The organism is Micromonospora sp. PRAS1 (genome assembly GCF_059553435.1).
The window spans coordinates 78,422-95,743 of the sequence record NZ_JCANNB010000018.1 but is presented as its reverse complement, the minus strand read 5'-3'; the positions used below and the strand labels follow the sequence as shown (position 1 = coordinate 95,743).

Here is a 17,322-nt window from a genome sequence, read left to right as displayed (position 1 = left end):
GACGATCGTGACGTGCCCAGAGTAAGTCAGGACCAGCTCGACGCCCGCCGGCAGGAAATCCTCGCCGCCGCCCGGGCCTGCTTCGCCCGGCACGGTTACGAGGGCGCCACCGTACGGCGCCTGGAGGAGGCGACCGGATTGTCCCGGGGGGCGATCTTCCACCACTTCCGGGACAAGGACTCGCTCTTCCTGGCGGTGGCCGAGGACGACGCGGCGGTGATGGTGGAGACCGTCGCCCGCAACGGTCTGGTCCAGGTGATGCGCGACCTGCTCGCCCGGGCGGTCTCCCCGGACACCACCGGCTGGCTCGGCAGCCAACTGGAGGTGTCGCGGCGGCTGCGTACCGACCCGGCCTTCGCCAAGCGCTGGGCCGAACGCTCGGCGGCCATCGCCGAGGCGACCCGGGATCGGCTGGCCCGCCAGCGCGAGGCCGGGGTGCTGCGCGAGGACGTACCGATCGACGTGCTGGCCCGCTTCCTCGAACTCGCCTACGACGGCCTGGTGCTGCACCTGGCCATGGGCCGCCCGGCCGGCGACCTGGGCCCGGTGCTCGATCTGGTCGAGGAGGCCGTGCGACGGAGGTAACGGCGCGATAACTGGGCCACCGGGACGAGCTTCCGTGGCGTCCGCGCTCCACAATGAAGCCGCGTTTCCCCTCCGCGCGACAGGAGCAGGCCATGACGGGGCTCGCGGCAGACTTCGACACCTGGGGCATCCCCAGCAGCATCTTCCTCACGTTCTACCTGACGGTGGCCGTGGTGCTCACGGCCGGCGTACTGATCCACCGCCGGGCCCTGCTGGCGGGCCGGGCGGCACCCCCGCCCGACCAGCTCAACCCGCAGCAGGTCGCCTACCTCAACGGCCGGGCGGAGCTCGCGGTCTGGACCTCGCTCGGGACCCTGCGCAGCCAGGGCGTGATCGGGGTGGGCGCGGACCGCCGGCTGACCGTCGACGGGCCGCTTCCGCCCGCCGCCAGCCAGCTCGACCGGGCCATCCACTACGCGGCGGCGCAGGGCGTCCACGGCCGCGACCTGCGGCGTACCGAGTGGGTCGAGCGCGCCCTGACCGAGCTGCGCGACGGGCTGGACCGGCACGGCCTGCTGGTCGGCCCGACCCGGCGGGCGGCTCTGCGAATCGGCCCGCTGCTGCTGGGCGCGTTGCTGCTGCTCGGCATCGTCCGGATCGGCGCGGGGCTGGCCAACGGCCGCCCGGTCGGGTACCTGGTGCTCGTCGTCTGCGGGCTCGCGGTGCTCACCACGGTGCTGCTCGTCCGGGTGCCCTGGCGGACCTCGGCCGCCAACACCGCACTCCGCACGCTGCGCACCCGCCACCGCCACCTGGCCCCGGCGTCGAACCCGGCGTACGCCGTCTACGGTGCCACCGGGGTGGCCACCGCGATGGCGCTCTACGGCACCGCGTCGTTCTGGACGATGGATCCCGCCTTCGCCGAGCAGGCCGACATCCAGCTCCGGGCGAAGGACGCCGGAGGCTCCTCCGGCGGCACCACCGGTGGCTGCGGAAGCAGCGGTGGCGATGGCGGAGGTGGTGGCTGTGGCGGTGGCGGAGGTGGCGGCTGCGGGGGTGGCGGATGCGGCGGCTGACCGGCCTGGACGGGGTGGGCATCGGCTGGCGGCCGGAGATCGCCGGGTTCATCGCCGAGCTGCCCGGGCTGCGCTTCGTCGAGGTGATCGCCGAAGCGGTGCCGGCGGCCGGTCCGCCGCCGGACGGGCTGACCGAGCTGCGGGAGCGCGGCGTGGCCGTCGTACCGCACGGCGTGCGGCTCTCCCTCGGTGGCGCGGAGCCGGTCGAACCGGCCCGGGTGGCCCACCTGGCGGCCGTCGCCGAACTCGTCGCGGCCCCGCTGGTCAGCGAGCACATCGCCTTCGTCCGCGCCGGTGGCCTGGAGGCGGGACACCTGCTGCCGCTGCCGCGCACCCGGGAGGCCGTCGACGTGATCTGCGCCAACGTCGCGCGGGCGCAGGCGGAGCTGCCGGTACCGATCGCGCTTGAGCCGATCGCGGCGCTCTTCGACTGGCCGGACGACGAACTCGACGAGGCCGCGTTCCTCGGCGAGATCCTGGACCGCACCGGCGCGCTGCTGCTGCTCGACATCGCCAACGTGCACGCCAACGCCCGCAACCGGGGCACCGACCCGCTCGCGCTGCTGGCCGCCCTGCCGTTGGAGCGGATCGCGTACCTGCACGTCGCCGGGGGTGCCGAACGCGACGGCTTCTACCACGACACGCACACCGATCAGGTCCCGCAGCAGGTGCTGGACCTGCTCGCCGAACTCTGCTCCCGGCACCAGCCTCCGGCGGTGCTGCTGGAGCGGGACGGGCACTACCCGCCCGCCGCCGACCTGCGCGCCGAGTTGGACGCCGTGGCCCACGCCGCCGGCTTCCCGGTGGTGACATGACCGCCGCCGACGCGCCCGACGGACTGGCCGAGCGGCAGGCCCAGCTGGTGGCGGCGTTGGTGACCGGCGCACCACCCCCACCAGGTTTCGCGCCCGCCCCGCTCGCCGCTGCCCGCGCCGCCCTGCTGCGCAAACGCGCCAGCGAGGTAGCCCGGCACTGGCCGCTACTCGCCGCCGGCCTCGGGCCCCGCTGGTCCGCGACCTTCGCCGAGTGGGCGGCGGACCGGCCCACCCGTGGCGGGCTGCGCGACGGCTGGGACCTGGCCCGCACGCTGCGCGACCGCGGCACGCTACCGCCGCTGGGCGCCCGGGAACTGGCCGCCCGGGAGGCGGACCTCCGCTACGACGGTACGAACCCGCCACGCCGCCGCCGCTGGTGGCAAGGAAGGGCCCCCTTTTAACGCCTGCGGTAGAGCAAGGGCCCCTTCTTAACAAGACCGCCGGTCAGCCGCCAAGGTGCGAGGATGCCGCGACGGAACCGGTGCGGCAAGATCGATGGCATGGATCTCGGACTGACCGACCGGGTGTACGTACTCACCGGCGCCTCCCGCGGCCTCGGTTACGCCACCGCGAAGTGCCTGGTGGCCGACGGGGCCCGGGTGGTCCTCTCCGCCCGGCGGGACGACGCGGTTGCCGCCGCCGTGGCCGGTCTCGGCGGGCCGGAACGGGCGATCGGCCTCACCGCCGACCTGGCCGACCCGGCCACACCGGAACTGCTGGTCGCCGCCGCCCGACGCCATTTCGGCCGGCTCGACGGCGCGCTGGTCTCGGTGGGCGGGCCACCGCCGGGCAGCGCCGCCTCGGTCGACGACGAACAGTGGCGGCGGTCCTTCGAGACCGTCTTCCTGGGCAGCGTACGCGCGGTCCGCACGGTGGCCACCGCGCTGCCCGACGGCGGCGCGATCGCACTTGTGCTCTCCACCTCGACGCGCAGCCCGGTGCCCGGGCTGGGCATCTCCAACGGGCTGCGTCCCGGCCTGGCAGGCGTCGCGAAGGACGTCGCCGACGAGTACGGCCCCCGTGGCGTACGGGTGGTCGGGCTGCTACCGGGACGGATCATGACCGACCGCAACCGGGAACTCTTCGCGGCCAGCGGCGACCCCGCACGGGCTCAGGCCGAGGCGGAGACGGGCATCCCGCTGCGCCGCATCGGCGATCCGGCCGAGTTCGGACGGGTGGCAGCCTTCGTCCTCTCCCCTGCGGCGAGCTACCTCACCGGGGTGACCATCCCGGTCGACGGCGGCGCGCTGCGCGGCCTGTGACGACCGGCCCGGGCGGCGGCGACCGGCGGGGCAGCCGCCCCGGTACGCCCCACCGGCCGAACCCCCGGCCCGGCAACCCCGCCACGCCCCGCCGGCCAAACCCCCGCCCCAGCCGCGAGGAGCTGGCCGCAGCTGCTGACCGGACCCTGCCCGACGTCATCGCCACCGGGCTGGACGTGCTCTTCGTCGGGATCAACCCGGGCCTCTGGTCGGCCGCCACCGGCTGGCACTTCGCCCGCCCCGGCAACCGGTTCTGGCCGGCCCTGCACCGGGGCGGGTTCACCGCACGCGTGCTGCACCCCAGCGAGCAGGACGAGTTGCCCGCGCTCGGGCTCGGCATCACCAACCTGGTCGCCCGGGCCAGCGCCCGCGCCGACGAGCTGACCGCCGCCGAACTGGTCACCGGTGCGCAGGCGCTTACCGCCAAGGTGGCCCGGTACCGGCCGCGCTGGGTGGCGGTGGTCGGGGTGACCGCGTACCGGATCGGGTTCGCCCGGCCGAAGGCGGCCTTCGGCCCGCAGCCGGAGTTGCTGGCCGACGCCCGGCTCTGGGTGTTGCCCAACCCCAGCGGCCTGAACGCGCACTACACGCCGCAGAGCCTCGGCGCAGCCTTCGCCGAGCTGCGCGAGGCGACCCTGCGGGAGTGACGGTCGATCCGTCGCGACCGGGTCAGGCGGGTGGTCGCTCCGTCGCGGCCGACGTCGCCCAGTCGATCGTGTAGCGCTGCTCGGGGCCGAGCATCTTCTCCGGGCGCATCGCGATCTTCATCAGCATCCGCATCATCACCGGCATGACCACCCGTCCGATCGGTCCCGGTGCCTTGGCCTGGTTGATCCGGGCCGCGCGGGCGGCGACGCCCTCCACCCGGCTCCGGCGCAGCCGCTCGTACGCGGCGAAGGCCGCCGGTACGTCCGGCAGGTCGCGCAGGCAGCGGGCGAGTTGCACGGCGCTCTCCACGGCCAGCGACGCGCCCTGCCCGGAGCTGTTGGACGGTGCGTGCACCGCGTCGCCGACCAGCACCATCCGGCCCCGGTGCCAGCGCGGCACCGGGGGCATGATGTGCAGCGATCCGGAGACCCGCAACTCGTCCGGATCGCTGGTCCGGATCAGCGCGGCCCCGGGATCGTCGTCGCCGTAGACGGCCCGCAGCCGGTGCAGCCATTCGTCGGGGCGTACCGTCCTCGCCTCGGCCAGGCTCATCGGCCGGTCCTGCGGCAGGTTGGCGCCCCACCGGGTGCCGCCGCCCGGCTCCGGCCAGTACAGGTAGTAGCCGCGCCGACCGAAGCTGAAGGTCATCGTGCCCGGGGCCACCTCGACCGCGTGCTGCGCGACCGACTCGATCCCGAGCACGCCGGTGTAGCGCGGCCCCGGCGCGTCCGGGTCGATCAGCGCGCGCACGGTGGAGTGCACCCCGTCGGCACCGATGAGGATGTCGGCGTGGGCCGTGCTGCCGTCGCTGAACTCAGCGGTCACCCCGCCGCCGGTCTGCCGCGCGGCGACCAACCGCTTGCCGTACGCGATGGAGACGCCCTCGGCGACCGCCCGCTGGTGCAGGACCCGGTGCAGGGCGTTGCGGTGCACCACCCGCAGCGGCGGGACATCGGTCAGGGCGGGTAGCGCGATGCGGTTGGCGCCGATCGCCAGCACGGTACGGTCGATCGGCGTGGCGATCTCGGTCACCGGTTGGTCGGCGCCCACGATCCGCAGGGCCGCCACCCCGTTGGGCGCCAGCGCCAGCGTGCCGCCGATGCCGTCGGCGATGCTCGGATACGCCTCGTACACGGTCGCCGCGATGCCCGCCCGGTGCAGCGCGAGCGCCGCGACCGGGCCGGCGATGCCCCCACCGATGATGATCGCTGTGCGTACGTCGGTCATTGCTTCCCTCCCAGGGAATCAGTTCAATGCATGACGAACCGCCCTGGGAGGGAACCCGGCTATGCTCGTTGGTTGCCGCCTCGTGCCGAGCGCCTGCCCAGGTGCGGTGCTGAGGAAGTGGCCCCGGCGTGGTGTTGGCCCACCGCGCCGGGGCCGGGTCGTCATTCGGATGGTTCGCCGCTGCCGCCGCTCCTTTCCGGTGTGCTGCTCCTCGCCGGCGCGCTGCTCTCTTCCGGCGCGCTGCTCTCTTCCGGCGTGCTGCTCTCTTCCGGTGTGCTGCTCCTCGCCGGCGCGCTGCTCTCTTCCGGTGCGCTGGCCGGCTGCGGGCGGGCCGTCAGTCCCGACGCGCTGACCGGCTGCGGATCGGCCGCCTCCGCGGTGCTGGTGCGGTCCGCGAGGGCGGCCAGTTCGGCCGGGAGTTCGCCGGTGTCGTGGAATGCCCGCCACTGGTCGAGGCCGGGGAAGGTACCCGAGTCGAACTCGGCGAGGACGGTGCGGATCCAGGTCGCCTCGGCCTCGCGCAGCGCCAGGTCGTACTCGGACTCGATGAGGAAGAGCCGGGGCACGTCGCGGGCGTGCTCGGCCAGCGCGGCACGGGCCGCGGCGACGTTGCCGTCCACCTGCTCCAGCCGCTGCCGCAGCAACTCGACGGCCTCGTCCGGGTGCAGCGCGGCCAGGACCGACAGCCCGGCGCGGAACCGTGGGTACTCGGCCATCGGGGTGGCGAGCAGCTCACGAGCCCAGTCGACCAGCTCGGCCCGACCGGCGTCGGTGATCCGGTACACCGTGCGTTCCGGGCGACGGCCGGCGCGCACGCTCTGCACCGCCGCGATGAAACCGTGCCGGTCCAGGTTGCCGACCACCGTGTAGAGCGAGCCCCACTTGATCGGCATGTCCTGATCCTTGCCCCAGCCGCGCAGCGCTGTGGCGATCTCGTAGGGGTGCATCGGGCGATGCGCCAGCACGGAGAGCACGGCCAGCGCCATCAGATTGTTGACCTTGCGTCGCCTGGCCACCCGACACCATCCTCGCCTCCGATTACTCGCGAACGAGTATACGGCGTGCGAACAACTCGTGGCGGCCCGCTCGACCGGGTCGCGGCAGGCGGCGCCGCCGATGTTGACGACCTCGGGCTCAACACGATCGGCGGGCGGCAGCCTCAGCTAACGGCGGCGGGCAGCAGCCTCAGCTAACGGCAGCGGGCAGCAGCCTCAGCTAACGGCGGCGGGCAGCAGCCTCAGTTGGCGGCGGCGGGCGGCAGCGCCTCGTCGGCGACGTACTCGCGGGTCGGGATGATCACCGGTTCCGGCATGGTCGCGTCGGCGTACGGCGACGGCGAGTCGGCCACCGCGAACTGGGTGCGGTACAGCTCGGCGTAGAGGCCGCCGACGGCGACCAGTTCCTCGTGGCGGCCCCGCTCGACGATCCGCCCCTCGTCGAGGACGAGGATCTGGTCGGCGTCCCGGACGGTGGACAACCGGTGCGCGATCACCAGTGCGGTACGCCCGGTCAGCGCCACCGCCAGCGCCCGCTGCACCGCCGCCTCACTCTCCGAGTCGAGGTGCGCGGTCGCCTCGTCGAGGATGACGATCGACGGCGCCTTGAGCAGCAGCCGGGCGATGGCGATGCGCTGTTTCTCGCCGCCGGAGAAGCGGTAGCCGCGCTCGCCGACGGCGGTCTCCAGCCCGTCGGGCAGCGACCGGACCAGGTCGGCGACCTGCGCACCGGCGAGCGCCGCCCACAACTCGTCGTCGGTGGCGTCCGGCTTGGCGTAGCGCAGGTTCTCCGCGATGCTCTCGTGGAACAGGTGGGAGTCCTGGGTGACCACGCCGATCTCGTCGCGCAGCGACTCCAGGGTGGCGTCCCGCACGTCCACCCCGCCGACAAGCACCTGGCCGTCGGTCACGTCGTAGATGCGCGAGATCAGCATGGACAGCGTCGACTTGCCGGCACCTGAGGGGCCGACAAGCGCCACCATCTGCCCCGACTCGACCTTGAAGGAGACGCCCTTGAGCACCGGTTCGTTCACCGTACGGTCCAGGGCGGCGACCTCCTCCAGCGACGCGAGCGAGATCTCGGCGGCGCTGGGGTAGCGGAAGCGGACGTCGCGGAACTCCACCGTGCCGGCGTTCCGGGGCACCGGCACCGCGTCGGGCCGCTCCTTGATCGCCGGCTCCAGGTCGAGCACCTCGAAGACCCGGTCGAACGAGACAAGCGCGCTCATCACGTCGACCCGTACGTTGCTCAACGCGGTGAGCGGACCGTAGAGCCGGGTGAGCAGCAGGGCCAGGGTGACCACGGTCCCGGCGCTGACGTCGCCGGTCACCGCCAGCCAGCCGCCCAGCCCATAGGTGAGCGCCTGCGCCAACGAGGCCACCAGCAGCATCGCCACGAAGAACGTCCGCGAGTACATCGCGGAGGTGATGCCGATGTCGCGTACCCGCTCGGCGCGGGCGGCGAACCGGGCGGCCTCCGCGTCCGGTCGGCCGAAGAGTTTCACCAGCAACGCACCGGCGACCCCGAACCGCTCGGTCATTGTCGCGTTCATCTTGGCGTCGAGGTTGTACGACTCGCGGGTGATCTCGGCCAGCCGCCGGCCCACCCGCCGGGCCGGGATGATGAACACCGGCAGCAGCACCAGCGACAGCGCGGTGATCTGCCAGGAGAGGGTGAGCATCACCGCGGCGGTGAGCACCAGTTGGATCACGTTGCTGACCACGCCGGAGAGCGTCGAGGTGAACGCCCGCTGGGCGCCCAGCACGTCGTTGTTGAGCCGGCTGACAAGCGCACCGGTCTGGGTACGGGTGAAGAACTGCAGCGGCATCCGCTGCACGTGGTCGTAGACCCGGGTACGCAGATCGAGGATGATGCCCTCGCCGATGCGCGCCGAATACCACCGTTGGGCGAGCGAGAGCAGGGCGTCGGCGACCGCGAGCGCGGCGATGAACAGGGCCAGCCGGATCACCAGCGCGCCGGCCTCGGGGCCGCCGCGGGTGATCGCGTCGATGACGTCACCGGCGAGCAGCGGGGTGGCCACGCCGATCACCGCGGCGACGACCACCGTGATCAGGAAGATGACGATGTCGCGGCGGTAGGGCCGGGCGAACGCCACGATGCGGCGGCCGACACCGCGCTTCAACCGGTAGCTGGAGACCTCGTCGCTGCTGCGCATCGACCGGAGCATGCTCCAACCGCCCATGCCGCCGGCGGTCATGTGGTTGGACACTGTCACCTCCGGGTCACGAGGCCATGGACCGGCCCTCGGGTCAATTCTCCCGATGGCTACGACAACCTCGCGAGTAACCGAAATCTTCCCGAACGGTCCTTACAAATCTTCCCGCGCCACGCCGATCTCTTGCGCCACGCCGATCTCTTGCGTCACGCCGATCGGCGCCCGGCCTCCGGCGCCGAACCGGGCCGCGTCGCTGCCGCCCTACTCCCCGCGCCCGGCGAGATCGCGCAGGCGGCGCGTCTGCGCCTCCCGCTCGGCCCGCTGCTGCTCGGCATGGGTACGCCCGGAAGCGCCCGCCAGCAGCGCCTTGATCTCCACGACGGCGTCCCGGTTGTTGGCGAGCAGCCCCGCAGCGAGATCGCGCACCGCGTCGTCCAGCTCACTTTCCGGTACGACCAGGGTGGCCAGGCCGATGCGGTCCGCCTCGGCGGCGTCCATCCGCCGGCCGGTGGCGCAGATCTCCAGCGCCCGGGCGTAGCCGACCAGCTCCACCAGGCGCTTGGTGCCGGCCAGGTCCGGCACCAGGCCGAGGGTCACCTCGGCCATGGCGAGCTTCGCGTCCTGGGCCAGCACCCGCAGGTCACAGGCGAGCGCCAGCTGAAAACCGGCGCCGATGGCGTGCCCCCGCACGGCGGCGATCGAGATGACGTCCGGCCGGTGCAGCCAGGTGAACCCGCCCTGAAGTTCGGCGATCAGGTCGGCGCACTCCGCTTCGGGCAGCGCGGCGAGCTCGGCGAAGGAACCCGGGCCGGTGGCGCCCGCGACCGACAGGTCCAGGCCGGCGGAGAAGGCCCGCCCCTCGCCCTTGACGATCACGACGCGTACGTCTCCGGGCAGGCGGCGGGAAAAGTCGCTCATTGCGCGCCACATCGCCGGTGTCTGCGCATTGAGCACGTCGGGCCGGCACAGGGTGACGGTGGCTACCGGCCCGTCGCATTCCAGCCGGACCCCGGTCGCCTCGGCGGTCACCGGGCGGCCCGGGTCACGGGTGTGGTGGGCAACGCTGGCGGGCGCGTCACGCCTTCTTGCGACGCCGGGCGCCGCCGCGCTGCCGTAGTTGCACTCCGGATTCGGTGAGCACCCGGTGGATAAAACCGTAGGAGCGGCCGGTCGAAGCCGCGAGCGCACGGATGCTCTCTCCCCCGGTGTACCGCTTGACCAGGTCCTTGGCGAGCGTCTGGCGCTCGGCTCCGACGATCCGGCGACCCTTCTCAGTGCTGGTGGCTGTGCCCGTGGCTGCCATACTGTGTCCTCACGTCCCAGACTGTGCGGTTCGGATACGGTCCCACCTATTAGACCGCCTCGAACGATCATGCGCCAGATATCAACTATTCGCCAACCGACACGCTATGCAATGTCAGGTTCCCGATAGGTGATCCCGCCGACCGGTCCGCCCCAATTTGGCCGGGCCGGGCAGCGCTCCCAGCAACCACGGTGCGCGACAGCGCCCGCCGCCCCCGGTGGCGGGCGGCCGCGCGGCGCATCGACCGGCGTACCCCCGGTAACCTGCTGCCGTGCTCGACCTGATCGGCACCGTTGCCGCGGCTGCCGCAGTCTTCATCGCCACCGACATCGACGACATTGTCATCCTGACGCTGCTCTTCATCACCGCCCGCACCACCGGTCGACCCGGCAGCTGGCAGATCGTCGCCGGCCAGTACCTCGGCATCGGCGCCCTGGTGCTGCTCAGTGCCGTGGTCGCGGCCGGGCTGCTTGTCGTGCCGGACGCGTGGACCGGCCTGCTCGGGCTGCTACCGATCGCCCTCGGCGTACGCGCGCTGCGGCGACACGACGCCGAGGAGGCACCACCGGTGGTGGCCGGGACGCTCGGTGTGGCCGGCGTGACGGTGGCCAACGGCGCCGACAACGTGGCCGTCTACGTGCCGGTGTTCCGTACGCTCGGCGCGGCCGACACCGCCGTCTTCGTGCTGGTCTTCGTGGTGCTCATCGCGGTGTGGTGCGCGGCCGGCCGCCGGCTCGGCGGGCACCCGAGGGTGACCCGGCTGGTCGAACGGGCGGGCCGCTGGCTGGTGCCGACGGTCTTCATCGCCATCGGCATGGTCATCCTGGCCACCTCCGGCGTCGTCGGCGCCCTTCTCGACCTGACGCGCTGATCCACCAACTGTTAAGAGGGGGCCCTTCCTCTACCGCAGGCGTTAAAAGGGGGCCCTTCCTTTCCGGTCAGGCGAGTTCGACGAGTTCGAGGAGGTCGTCGCTCCAGGCGTCCTCGTCGCCGTCGGGCAGGAGGATGGCGCGGTCGGGCTTGAGCGCGAGCACCGCGCCGGGGTCGTGGGTGACCAGCACGATCGCGCCGGGATACCGGGCGATGGCGTCGAGCACCTGTTCCCGGCTGACCGGGTCGAGGTTGTTTGTCGGCTCGTCGAGCAGCAGCACGTTGGCGCCGGAGCAGACCAGGGTGGCCAGCGCCAGCCGGGTCTTCTCCCCACCGGAGAGCACCCCGGCGGGTTTGTCGACGTCCTCGCCGGAGAAGAGGAAGGCACCGAGGATCTTGCGCAGCTCGGTGTCGGTCTGCTCGATCGCGGCGGCCCGCATGTTGTCCAGCACGGTCCGCTCCACGTCAAGCGTCTCGTGCTCCTGGGCGTAGTAGCCCAACCGCAGCCCGTGACCGGGGTGCACCTCGCCGGTGTCCGGCTTCAGCAGGCCGCCGAGCATCCGCAGCAGGGTGGTCTTGCCGGCGCCGTTGAGGCCGAGGATGGCCACCCGGGAGCCGCGGTCCACCGCCACGCTGACGTCGGTGAAGATCTCCAACGAGCCGTACGACTTCGACAGGCCGCTCGCGGTCAGCGGGGTCTTGCCGCACGGGGCCGGTGCGGGGAAGCGCACCTTGGCCACCTTGTCGGCGACGCGTACCTCCTCCAGGCCGGACATCAGCCGCTCGGCGCGGCGGGCCATGTTCTGCGCGGCGACCGTCTTGGTGGCCTTTGCCCGCATCTTGTCGGCTTGGGCCATCAGCGCGCCGGCCTTCTTCTCGGCGTTGGCCCGCTCCCGGCGGCGGCGCCGCTCGTCGGTCTCCCGCGCCTCCAGGTACGCCTTCCAGCCCAGGTTGTACATGTCGACCACGGACCGGGTGGCGTCGAGGAACCAGACCTTGTTGACCACCGACTGCAACAGGTCGCCGTCGTGGGAGATCACCACCAGCCCACCCTTGTGGTTGGCGAGGAAGCCGCGCAGCCAGTTGATCGAGTCGGCGTCGAGGTGGTTCGTGGGCTCGTCGAGCAGCAGGATGCCGCCGCCGTTCTCACCGGCGTCACGGAACAGGATCCGGGCCAGTTCGATGCGCCGGCGCTGGCCGCCGGAGAGGGTGCCGATGGTCTGGGCCAGGGCCCGGTCGGGCAACCCCAGGTTGGCGCAGATCCGGGCGGCCTCGGCCTCGGCCGCGTACCCGCCGAGCGCGGCGAACTGGTCCTCCAGCGCGCCGTAGCGGCGGACCAGCTTCTCGTCGCCGCCGTCGGCGAGCCGCTGCTCCAGCTCCTTCATCTGCGCCATCAGCACGTCCAGGCCGCGGGCGGAGAGCACCCGGTCCCGGCCGGTCACGTCCAGATCGCCGGTACGCGGGTCCTGCGGCAGGTAGCCGACGGCGCTGCGCCGGTCGATCTGCCCGGCGTACGGCTGCCCCTCCCCGGCGAGCACCTTCAGGGTGGTGGTCTTGCCGGCGCCGTTGCGGCCGACCAGGCCGATCCGGTCACCCGGCTGCACCCGCAGCGTGGTGTCGGAGAGCAGGATCCGGGAGCCGGCGCGCAGCTCCAGGCCGGTGGCAGTGATCATGTCGGGTACTCGCTCTCGGGGTCCGAAGGGCTGACTCAGGGCACACGAAAGCGCCGGCGGGTCCCGGTCGACCCGTCGGCGCGGGGCGTTCAGCCTTCGCAGCGCAGCACCCGGCAATTGTACCGGGGTCCGGCTGACACCCACCGGGGATTACCAATCAAGATCGACGGGTACCGGATCCGCCATCCGGAGCGGTTGCGGCCACGAGCGCCACGTACTGATCGGGGTCATCATGGAGCTGAACGAGAACGCCCGCATCGACACCAGCCAGGTGCAGGACCGACGAGGCGGTGGTGGTGGCGGTGGACTGGGCATTCCGATCCCGATCGGCGGCGGCGGGCGCGGCGGGATCGTCGGCATCGTCATCGCCGTGCTGGTGGCCCTCGTCGGCGGCGGCCTCGGGCTCAACGTGATGACCGGCGGCGAGGAGCAGGCCGACAACACCGCCCTGGAACAGCGCTGCGCGGAACCGGACGCGCTGGAGCAGCTGGACTGCCGCAACACCCTCTACGTCAACTCGATCCAGGCGTACTGGCGCACCGCCCTGCCCGAGGCCCTCGGCGAGCAGTACCGGCCGACCCGGACCGTCTTCTTCAGCCAGGCCGTCAACACCGCCTGCGGTCAGGCCGACTCGGGCGTCGGCCCGTTCTACTGCCCGGCCGACTCGCTTGTCTACATCGACCTGTCGTTCTACCAGGTGCTGGCCGAGCAGCTCGGTGCCAGCGGCGAGTTCGCCCAGCCGTACGTGCTGGCCCACGAGTACGGCCACCACGTGCAGAACCTGCTCGGCACCAACGAGCAGGTCCGCCGCCAGCAGCAGCGCGACCCGGGCGCCGCCAACCAGCTGTCGGTACGCCTGGAGCTACAGGCCGACTGCTACGCGGGCGCCTGGGCGAAGAACGCCACCGGCACCGCCGACGAGAGCGGCCAGAAGATCTTCACCAGCATCACCGAGCGGGACATCGCCGAGGCGATCGACACCGCCGAGGCGATCGGTGACGACGCGATCTCCAAGCGGGCGAACCGGCCGGTGAACCCCGACGAGTTCACCCACGGCTCCTCCGCCGACCGCAAGCGCTGGTTCAACCAGGGCTACTCCACCGGCGACCCGGCCTCCTGCGACACGTTCAGCGGCGCGCTCTGACCCGGCGGCGGGCGCCCGCTACCGGCCGGCGCCCGCTACCGCAGGAGGTGGTCGGTGAGTTCCCGCCACCGGCGCGGGATGCCGAGGTCGAAGTATCTGGCCTTGATCAGGATGATCTTCTGTTCCCGGTCGGCGAACAGGGCCCGTACCGCCGAGTGCAGCTCGGCCAGGAAGCCGTGCTCGCCGAGCCGGCGCAGCGACCCACTCTCCAGCTGGACGGACCAGCCCGCCATACCGGTGGTCCGGATCCGGACCGCCCCCGAGGCGGAGACCCCCTCACCCTCCACCGTGGCCAGATCCTCGGCGTACTGCTCGCGCCGGGGATCGCGCGGCTTCTCCTGCCCCAACTGGACGACCTCCTGCTGGGTCAGGCCCTGCTCGACGCGGTACGCCTCGGTCCGGGCCCGCTGCGCGGCCACCCAGGCCAGCATGCCCAACCGGGACAGCTGATAGCTGAGTTGGTTCTCGTTGTAGGTCTCGAAGGTGCCGGGCTGGAACCGCACCTCCACCTGGCCGTCGGGCGACACCCGGGCCTCGATGTTGTGGTCGGGTGAGACGGCCGTCGCCGTCCGCTGCTGACTGTCGAAGGGCATGACTCTCCTTCACTCAAGGGCTTCCGGTGCATTGTCCGCAAGGGCTTGCAGCGCGATGCACCCACCGTCCGGATCCGGTGAAGGGCTCCGGACCGCAGGCTCGTACGGGCAATATCGTGTGGTAGACATGCCCGGTGTTGACGATCCGGGGAATCGCCACGACGCTCACCGCCCTCGTCGCGGGCACCGCGACCCTGTTCTCCCCTGCGGGATCCGGGCCGGATACCGGATCACCGGTGCTGGTCGCGGGCGTCGGCACCGCCGGCAACTCCGGTGACGGCGGGCCCGCCGCAGCGGCCGAGCTGAGCAGCCCCGCCGGGATCGCGGTGGCCCCGGACGGCACGGTGTACATCAGCGACACCGGCAACCGTACCGTCCGGGCGGTCTCACCCGACGGCACGATCACCACGGTGGCCGGCAGCGGCCGGGCGGGCAACCCGGACGACGGCATCCCGGCCGGGACGCGCGGCACCGAGGTGGACCTGGGCAGCCCCGGCAGCCTGGCGCTCGGTCCGGACGGGACGCTCTACCTGGCCGACAGCACGCTGCTGCGGATCTTCGCGCTCGCGCCGGACGGCGGAATCTCGGTGGTCGCCGGCACCGGCCGGCCCGGCTCGACCGGCGACGGCGGCCCGGCCACGGGCGCCGCGATCGGCCAGCCCGGTGGCCTGGCCGTGGCCGCCGACGGCACGCTCTACCTCGGGGATCTGGCCCACCGGCGGGTACGCGCCATCGCGCCGTCCGGCACCATCGACACCGTCGCGGGCAACGGGGCCAGCCAGCTCACCGCGGCGGGCGGCCCGGCGACCGAACTGCCGCTGCCGGCCGTGAACAGCATCTCGGTCGGGCCCGACGGCGACGTGTGGCTGGCCGACGCGCTGGTGCTGCACCGCCTCCGCGACGGCGAGATCGCCACCGTGAGCAGACCCGGCGACGCGGCGACCGGCGACGGGCCGTGGACGCTCTCCACCTCGGCGACCTGGCCGCCGGCCGAGCCGCCGCTTAACAACGTCGCCGCGATCAACGCCAGCGCCCGGGGCGTACACCTCTACGATCAGGGCGAGCGGAAGATCCTGCGGCTGGGCCCGGACGGGGTGCTGCGTACCGTCGCCACGCTCGACGCGCAGACCGTCGGCACCGTGGTGCCCCAACTCGCGACGGACGGCTCGGACACGGTCTACCTGCTGGCCACCAGCGAGCACCGGGTGTACGCGGTGCACGACGACGGCGGCGCGGCGTCGGCATCGGACGACGAGACCGGCGACGGCACCCGCTGGTGGCTGCTGGCCGCCGGGGCCGGCGTGCTGCTCCTCCTGGTGGCCGGCTGGGCGCTCACCCGGCGTCGCCGGTCCTGACCCGGGCATCCGCCCGCTACGACCGCCTCCGTCGGCTGGGGCCGGCGGAATCGACAGCTAACGACACAGGGACGGGATGATGGCTGAAGTTGTTGGTGGCGACCTCTACCGCCTTTGGCGGGTCTCGGAGGTGCACCTGCCCCGGATCGCCGACGTCTACTACGACGCGGCCCGTACGGTCGCGGGAGCGCGCGGATCCGGCTCGTCCAGCGACGCCGACGCGTTCCGGGACAGCACGCCCGTCTACCCGGGGTCCACCGAGTTGTCGAGCCCGGTGGGTGCCGCCTGGGCCCAGCTGCGCAACGAGCTGCAACACATGTTCACGCAGATCGGCGACACCATCCAGCTCGCCGGGGACGGCATCCGGGACGCGACTCAGGCCTACCTCGACACCGACCAGGTCAACTCCGACGCGCTGCGGCTGTACATCAACGACCCGCGGAACCACAACCTGGACGATCCGGCATCTAACCCGCCGGCCGAGGGCGACGACGAGCACCCCGGTACCCCGCCGCCGCTGCCCTGACCGGCATCCGCACCGCTGCCCTGACCGGCAGCGCCACCGACCCCTATCCGGCAGCCAGAAGGACACCCCGCCGATGACCGACACCGTGACCACCCCGGCCGACCTCGCGGGCGGCAGCTACGAGAGCACCGTACGGACCAAGGCCGAGCAGTTGAAGCAGGAACTGATCCGGCAGACCCTCGACGACGTGGAGTCGTGGCGCAAGGCCGTCGACGTGCAGTGGCAGCAGCAGAACGGCCCCGACGCGGTGCCGATGTCGCCGATCCCCCCGGAGGAGATCGAGGGATATCGCCAGACCGTACGGAACGAGTACTACGAGTGGGTGGTGCCCGCGTTCGAGCGGCACCTGATGCCGGACCCGGACGCCATCAACCCGATGATCGACGGTCTGCGCACCATCGAGAGTTCGTTCCAGGGCAGCCAGGACGGCGCGGGGAACTTCGTCCCGGCCAGCGCCGCCCTCTCCCGGATAAACGATGTCCGGTCGGACATGAACCACTGGGAGGGCGACCTCCAGGTGAACTTCATCGACAATTTCCTGACGCCGTTGCAGAACGTCTCGGTCAACCAGGCGGCGGTGGCCAAGGTGGCCCGGGAACAGCTCGAGTGCAGCAAGATCATGTACATCCGCTACCGCAAGGCGGTCGTGCAGCTGCTCGACCAGTCCATCGCCGCGGTCAAGGAGCTGAACAACAGCAAGGATCCGAAGAGCTACACCTGGGGCACCCTGGTCGGCATCGCCGTCGGCACCGGGCTCACCATCGCCACCGGCGGCGTGGCCGTCGCCGGAGCCGTCCTGATCATCGGCAGCACCATGGCGCAGGGGCTGGCGCCGGATCCGCCCAAGACCAACGACCTGAGCGCGCCGACCGCCCAGGAGGTGGCGGTGAACGTCAGCGACGCGCTGAGCAAGCTCAGCGGCGACGTGTTCGAGGAGGAACGCAAGGTCCGCGACGCCTTCACGAACATCTGCGAGACCATCGCCACCTCGCGGGCCGCCTCGATCCGGAGCAACACCTCCGGCCCACTGGCGGTCGCCACGCCCGCCGTGAGCAGCGCCAAACCCTCCGACATCACCGACGGCTCGCTGCGCCCCTCCTGAGCGAGACCTCTACTGAGCGAGACGGTCGCCG

The 17,322-nt window shown here is 72.3% G+C and carries 18 protein-coding genes; 11 read left to right on the top strand and 7 right to left on the bottom strand.

Annotation, left to right across the window (positions count from 1 at the left end; all coding sequences use genetic code 11):
* The first annotated feature begins 12 nt into the window (after positions 1-12).
* From AC507J_RS18640 to mug, 6 genes are all read left to right on the top strand, one after another.
* On the top strand, positions 13-585 hold the full coding sequence (locus tag AC507J_RS18640) for a TetR/AcrR family transcriptional regulator (protein ID WP_496290437.1): 573 nt from the start codon (positions 13-15) through the stop codon (positions 583-585).
* 92 nt (positions 586-677) lie between these two features.
* Positions 678-1,601 carry a TIGR04222 domain-containing membrane protein gene (locus AC507J_RS18635; RefSeq protein ID WP_496290436.1) on the top strand — a complete coding sequence of 308 codons (924 nt, stop codon included), beginning with the start codon at positions 678-680 and terminating at the stop codon, positions 1,599-1,601.
* Complete coding sequence (locus tag AC507J_RS18630; RefSeq protein ID WP_496290468.1) at positions 1,598-2,416, top strand: MbnB/TglH/ChrH family RiPP precursor modification enzyme; 819 nt, start codon at positions 1,598-1,600, stop codon at positions 2,414-2,416. The genes AC507J_RS18635 and AC507J_RS18630 overlap by 4 nt, the downstream gene beginning before the upstream one ends.
* Positions 2,413-2,817, top strand: a complete 405-nt coding sequence (locus AC507J_RS18625; protein ID WP_496290435.1) for an SCO6045 C-terminal-like domain-containing protein — start codon at positions 2,413-2,415, stop codon at positions 2,815-2,817. Before AC507J_RS18630 ends, AC507J_RS18625 begins: the two co-directional genes overlap by 4 nt.
* A 99-nt stretch (positions 2,818-2,916) precedes the next feature.
* The gene (locus tag AC507J_RS18620; protein WP_496290434.1) at positions 2,917-3,678 is read left to right on the top strand and encodes an SDR family oxidoreductase; all 762 of its coding nucleotides are present in this window, start codon (positions 2,917-2,919) and stop codon (positions 3,676-3,678) included.
* The gene (mug, locus tag AC507J_RS18615; protein WP_496290433.1) at positions 3,675-4,325 is read left to right on the top strand and encodes a G/U mismatch-specific DNA glycosylase; all 651 of its coding nucleotides are present in this window, start codon (positions 3,675-3,677) and stop codon (positions 4,323-4,325) included. The genes AC507J_RS18620 and mug overlap by 4 nt, the downstream gene beginning before the upstream one ends.
* Positions 4,326-4,347: 22 nt before the next feature.
* On the opposite strand, the gene AC507J_RS18610 is transcribed toward mug, so the two are convergent.
* From AC507J_RS18610 to AC507J_RS18590, 5 genes are all read right to left on the bottom strand, one after another.
* On the bottom strand, positions 4,348-5,553 hold the full coding sequence (locus AC507J_RS18610) for an FAD-dependent oxidoreductase (RefSeq protein WP_496290432.1): 1,206 nt from the start codon (positions 5,551-5,553) through the stop codon (positions 4,348-4,350).
* A 161-nt stretch (positions 5,554-5,714) separates the two neighbouring features.
* Positions 5,715-6,569: a PadR family transcriptional regulator gene (locus AC507J_RS18605; protein WP_496290431.1), complete on the bottom strand. Its 855-nt coding sequence runs from the start codon at positions 6,567-6,569 to the stop codon at positions 5,715-5,717.
* 221 nt (positions 6,570-6,790) lie between these two features.
* Positions 6,791-8,767, bottom strand: coding sequence for an ABC transporter ATP-binding protein (locus AC507J_RS18600; protein WP_496290467.1), 1,977 nt, complete (start codon positions 8,765-8,767; stop codon positions 6,791-6,793).
* A gap of 219 nt (positions 8,768-8,986) precedes the next feature.
* Positions 8,987-9,754, bottom strand: a complete 768-nt coding sequence (locus AC507J_RS18595; RefSeq protein WP_496290430.1) for an enoyl-CoA hydratase/isomerase family protein — start codon at positions 9,752-9,754, stop codon at positions 8,987-8,989.
* A gap of 46 nt (positions 9,755-9,800) precedes the next feature.
* Positions 9,801-10,028, bottom strand: a complete 228-nt coding sequence (locus tag AC507J_RS18590; protein WP_007072022.1) for a helix-turn-helix domain-containing protein — start codon at positions 10,026-10,028, stop codon at positions 9,801-9,803.
* A 271-nt stretch (positions 10,029-10,299) separates the two neighbouring features.
* Between AC507J_RS18590 and AC507J_RS18585 the strand changes: the two genes are divergently transcribed.
* A complete protein-coding gene (locus AC507J_RS18585; RefSeq protein WP_496290429.1) occupies positions 10,300-10,899 on the top strand; it encodes a cadmium resistance transporter in 600 nt (199 codons plus the stop codon).
* Positions 10,900-10,966: 67 nt separating this feature from the next.
* Here the strand turns inward: AC507J_RS18585 and AC507J_RS18580 are convergent, their stop codons facing one another.
* On the bottom strand, positions 10,967-12,571 hold the full coding sequence (locus AC507J_RS18580; RefSeq protein WP_496290428.1) for an ABC-F family ATP-binding cassette domain-containing protein: 1,605 nt from the start codon (positions 12,569-12,571) through the stop codon (positions 10,967-10,969).
* Between the two features lie 232 nt (positions 12,572-12,803).
* On the opposite strand from AC507J_RS18580, the gene ypfJ reads away from it, so the two are divergent.
* Positions 12,804-13,715, top strand: a complete 912-nt coding sequence (gene ypfJ / locus AC507J_RS18575; RefSeq protein WP_496290427.1) for a KPN_02809 family neutral zinc metallopeptidase — start codon at positions 12,804-12,806, stop codon at positions 13,713-13,715.
* 35 nt (positions 13,716-13,750) lie between these two features.
* Here the strand turns inward: ypfJ and AC507J_RS18570 are convergent, their stop codons facing one another.
* Positions 13,751-14,308 carry a hypothetical protein gene (locus AC507J_RS18570; RefSeq protein ID WP_496290426.1) on the bottom strand — a complete coding sequence of 186 codons (558 nt, stop codon included), beginning with the start codon at positions 14,306-14,308 and terminating at the stop codon, positions 13,751-13,753.
* 134 nt (positions 14,309-14,442) lie between these two features.
* On the opposite strand from AC507J_RS18570, the gene AC507J_RS18565 reads away from it, so the two are divergent.
* The 3 genes from AC507J_RS18565 (at position 14,443) to AC507J_RS18555 (ending at position 17,291) form a co-directional block, all read left to right on the top strand.
* A complete protein-coding gene (locus tag AC507J_RS18565; RefSeq protein ID WP_496290425.1) occupies positions 14,443-15,663 on the top strand; it encodes an NHL domain-containing protein in 1,221 nt (406 codons plus the stop codon).
* 79 nt (positions 15,664-15,742) lie between these two features.
* Positions 15,743-16,189, top strand: a complete 447-nt coding sequence (locus AC507J_RS18560; protein WP_496290424.1) for a hypothetical protein — start codon at positions 15,743-15,745, stop codon at positions 16,187-16,189.
* Between the two features lie 73 nt (positions 16,190-16,262).
* Entirely contained in the window at positions 16,263-17,291 is a 1,029-nt protein-coding gene (locus AC507J_RS18555) for a hypothetical protein (protein ID WP_496290423.1), read from the top strand.
* Positions 17,292-17,322 lie beyond the last annotated feature (31 nt).